This is a genomic window from Spirillospora sp. NPDC046719 (assembly GCF_040645715.1).
Taxonomy (GTDB): Bacteria; Actinomycetota; Actinomycetes; order Streptosporangiales; family Streptosporangiaceae; genus Spirillospora.
Window position 1 is genome coordinate 1 of the sequence record NZ_JBEYYT010000694.1, and the last position, 3408, is coordinate 3408.

Sequence of the window (3408 nt, forward strand, 5' to 3'; positions counted from 1 at the left end):
GCCGGTGGGGTCGGGTGGGTATTTCTGTGGGTGGGGCGTTCGCCGCCGGCGTCGTGGGCGGGTGGGGCCCCCGCGGGGGGCCCGCGGGGGCCGCGGCGCCCCCCCCCCCCCCCCCGCCGTGCCCGCCTCCCGCGCCATCGCGGTCGCCTCGGGGGACGGGTCCAGCGCGACGACGGTGAGGCCGAGCCCGGCCAGCCCCCGAGCGAGCAGCCCGCGCCCGCTGCCGACCACCAGGGCGGACCGCCCGGCCGGGTCGATCCCGAGCCGGCGCAGCACCGAGCCCACGTACTCCAGCCGCACGTCCTGGAACGTGAGGGCCCGGATGTGGCGCCCGTCGATGGCGCCGGTCGTACGCGAGTCCAGTTCGATGGTCGGTCCCATGTCGCCTCCCGTTGGTTCCCTAAGGAAACCTAGCTTAGTCCCCTAAGGGAACCCGGGTAGTCTGGGCGGGTGACCAGGACCCCGCTCACCGACGTCGCGTGCTCGATCGCGCGCGCCACCGACCTGTTCGCGGACGCGTGGACGGCGCTCATCATGCGCGACGTGCTGGTGGGCGTGACCCGCTTCGACGACCTGGCCCGCGACCTGGGCATCTCGCGCAAGGTCCTGGCCGCCCGGCTCGCCCGGCTGGTGGAGGAGGGCGTGCTGGTCCGCGAGCGCTACCAGGACCACCCGCCTCGCGAGCACTATCTGGCGACGGAGAAGGGCAAGGACCTGTATCCGGTCCTGCTCGCCCTGATGCGGTGGGGCGACCGCTGGTACGGGGAGTCCGGGCCGCCCGTGCGCATCCACCACCTGGAGTGCGGGCACGACACCGAGGCCGTCACCGCGTGCGCCCACTGCGGGCACGAGCTGACCGCCGACAACACCACCCAGCTTCCCGGTCCCGGCGGCCGCATCGGCCCCGGCACCAGCGTCATCGGCCCCCTCATCGCCGCCCGCGGAACCGCCACCTGACCGATGCGCCGCGCCGACGTCATCGGTGGGACGCGGCCAGGTAGTGGCTCAGCTGGACGGACGCGTCGAGCATCGCGAGCCCTTGCGCGGTGAGCTTTCGCTGCCAGCCGTCCAGGGCGGCGGCCAGGGCGCCCGTCCCGCCGGCCTGCCGGACCTGCTCGACCACCGTGCGGATGTGGCTCAGCGGGTAGCCCCCGCGCCTGAGCAGGTGGGTGAGTTCGGCGTCGCGGACGTCGTCGGCGCGGAAGAGGCGGTAGCCGGTGGCCGGGTCCCGGGCGGGCGCGAGGATGCCCGCGCTTTCCCAGTTGCGCAGGGTCGCGGCCGTGACCTGGAGCCGGTGCGCGAGTTCGCCGATGGTGAGGGTCTCGGGGCGCCCGGGCGGGTCCGGCCGGGCGCCGGAGTCCGCGATCAGGTGGTCCACGGCCTGCCGCACCGCGTCGAGGGTGTCCCGGTCGCGGAGCAGCCGGCCGTGACCGAGGTCGATGATCTTCAGCGCGCCGTCGAGGTCGCCGTCGTGCACGGCGTTCATGATCTGGCCCGCGATGGCGTGCCCGTACGCGGGGACGAGGGCGAGGAAGGCGCGCAGCGCCGCCGCGTGCGCCTCGGTGTAGATCCGGTACCCGCTGCGCGTGCGCCCGGCGGGCGGGAGGAAGCCGTCCTGCTCGTAGTTGCGCACCGCCTGGGTCGAGATGCCGTGCTCGCGCGCGAGGTCAGCTGGTCGCAAGTGTCATCACCGTTTGAGACTTTAGCGGGCTCCAAGGCGAAAGATGCGGCCAAAGTCTCAACCGAATTTTCAAAGATACGATTGCGACACATGACCCAGGACATTTGCGGGTTCGTACCCGCGTCATGCGACCTGCTGGGGCTCGGTGAGCCGACGCATCTCGAGCCCGCCTTCGGACGGGTCCGCAACGAGCTGTTCGCCCAACTGGTCGACCGAGGCTTCCGGTCGATCGCCCTGGAGACCGATCGGGTGGCTGCGCTCGCCGTGGACGACTTCGTCCAGCACGGCACCGGAAGCCTCGACGCCGTGATGAGCGGAGGGTTCTCGCACGGCTTCGGAGACCTGGACGCCAACAGGCGGCTGGTCGCCTGGATGCGCGAGTACAACCGGGACCGGCCCGCCTCGGAACGCGTCGCCTTCCACGGCTTCGACGCCCCGATGGAGACGACCAGCGCGCCCAGCCCCCGCACCTACCTCGAACATGCCCGCGACTACCTGGCCCTCGACCATGACATCGCGGGCCTGACGGGCGAGGACGGGCGGTGGAGCCGCATGGAGGCGGTCATGGACCCGGCCATGTCGGTCGGTGAGACGCCCGAGGCCGAGAGGCTGCGCTCGATCGCCGACGACATGCTCAACACGCTCTACGCGCGCGCACCGGAACTGATCGCGGCGACGTCGCGCGCCGAGTGGTACCGGGCGAAGACGCACCTCACCGCCGGCCTCGGTCTGCTGCGGTATCACAAGCAGTCGGCCCAGCGCCTGGAGCAGGCCGCCCGCATCTCCCTGCTGGGAGGAACCCGGGACGCGCTGATGGCGCGGAATCTCCTCGACATCCGCGGCATCGAGGCCCGGCGGGGGCCGACGCTCGTCTTCGCGCACAATCTCCACCTGCAGCGGAACATCTGCGTCATGCCGATGGGGACTATGGAGCTCAGCTGGATCGGTGTGGGCGCCATTCTCGGGTCCCTGGTGGACGAGCGGTACGTTTTCGTCGCCGGAAGCCTGGGACGCAGCGGGATCCTCGATATTCAGGAGCCGGCCCCGGACACCTACGAAGGTTCGCTTCAGGGCCGTGTCGACACGTGGGGCCTGGTAGAGGCCGCCTCGATCGCCGCCACCGGACCGCGAGCGGACGCTGCACAGCAGCAGACCTATTTCCCGCTCGGCCAGGAGATCATCGACACGGCGGACGCCGTCCTGCACATCAGCGACGCGTCGACGGCCGCCCCGAATCCGTAGGGGGCGGTGAGGGCGGCTCCGCTCCGGCCCCGCAGCTCGCGCAGCCGCGGCCCGACGGCTGGCGGCGGAGGCTGCGGGGCCGGGGAACGGCGATAGGTTTCGGGTGTGGACGACACCTCGGACGACGCCTTGGACGTCGACGCTTTCGACGTGGACGCCTTCACCGCCGCGATCGAGAGCTTCAACCGGTTCTACATCCGGATTCCGATGCTGGAGAAGCTGCCGTTCACGACGCTGTCGGTGCTGGACACGCTCGCGGCGGGCGGTCCCGTGCGGATGACCGAGCTGACCAGAACCGAGCAGGTGAGCCAGCCCGGCATCACCCAGCTCGTCACGCGGCTGGAGCGGGACGGGCTGGTGGAGCGCCGCCCCGACCCCGACGACGGGCGCGCCGTCCTGGTCCACATCACCGAGGCGGGCCGCCGGATCTGGCGGTCGCGCCGCGCCGACCGGGCGCGGCACCTGGCGCCGCTGGTGGAGCGGCT

At 72.1% G+C, this 3408-nt stretch carries 5 protein-coding genes; 3 read left to right on the top strand and 2 right to left on the bottom strand.

Translation table 11 applies throughout. The features are described from left to right. Positions 1–381, bottom strand: a 381-nt coding sequence (locus tag ABZ914_RS48735) for a methyltransferase domain-containing protein (RefSeq protein ID WP_500201416.1), incomplete at its 3' end; no start/stop codon positions are given. A gap of 69 nt (positions 382–450) precedes the next feature. Here ABZ914_RS48735 and ABZ914_RS48740 point away from each other — a divergent pair. Continuing rightward, positions 451–957 (top strand): winged helix-turn-helix transcriptional regulator, encoded by a 507-nt coding sequence (locus ABZ914_RS48740; protein WP_500201417.1) that lies wholly within the window; start codon positions 451–453, stop codon positions 955–957. 19 nt (positions 958–976) lie between these two features. Here the strand turns inward: ABZ914_RS48740 and ABZ914_RS48745 are convergent, their stop codons facing one another. Next, on the bottom strand, positions 977–1681 hold the full coding sequence (locus tag ABZ914_RS48745; RefSeq protein WP_500201418.1) for a TioE family transcriptional regulator: 705 nt from the start codon (positions 1679–1681) through the stop codon (positions 977–979). A 90-nt stretch (positions 1682–1771) separates the two neighbouring features. Between ABZ914_RS48745 and ABZ914_RS48750 the strand changes: the two genes are divergently transcribed. Next, positions 1772–2923: an erythromycin esterase family protein gene (locus ABZ914_RS48750; RefSeq protein ID WP_500201419.1), complete on the top strand. Its 1152-nt coding sequence runs from the start codon at positions 1772–1774 to the stop codon at positions 2921–2923. A gap of 105 nt (positions 2924–3028) precedes the next feature. Next, positions 3029–3408 (top strand): MarR family winged helix-turn-helix transcriptional regulator (locus ABZ914_RS48755; RefSeq protein ID WP_500201420.1); only part of this gene is annotated, 380 nt, incomplete at its 3' end.

Bases quoted from the DNA above. Each gene is read 5' to 3' on its own strand.
- ABZ914_RS48750 (WP_500201419.1), top strand. From the start codon at position 1,772: ATGACCCAGGACATTTGCGGGTTCGTACCCGCGTCATGCGACCTGCTG.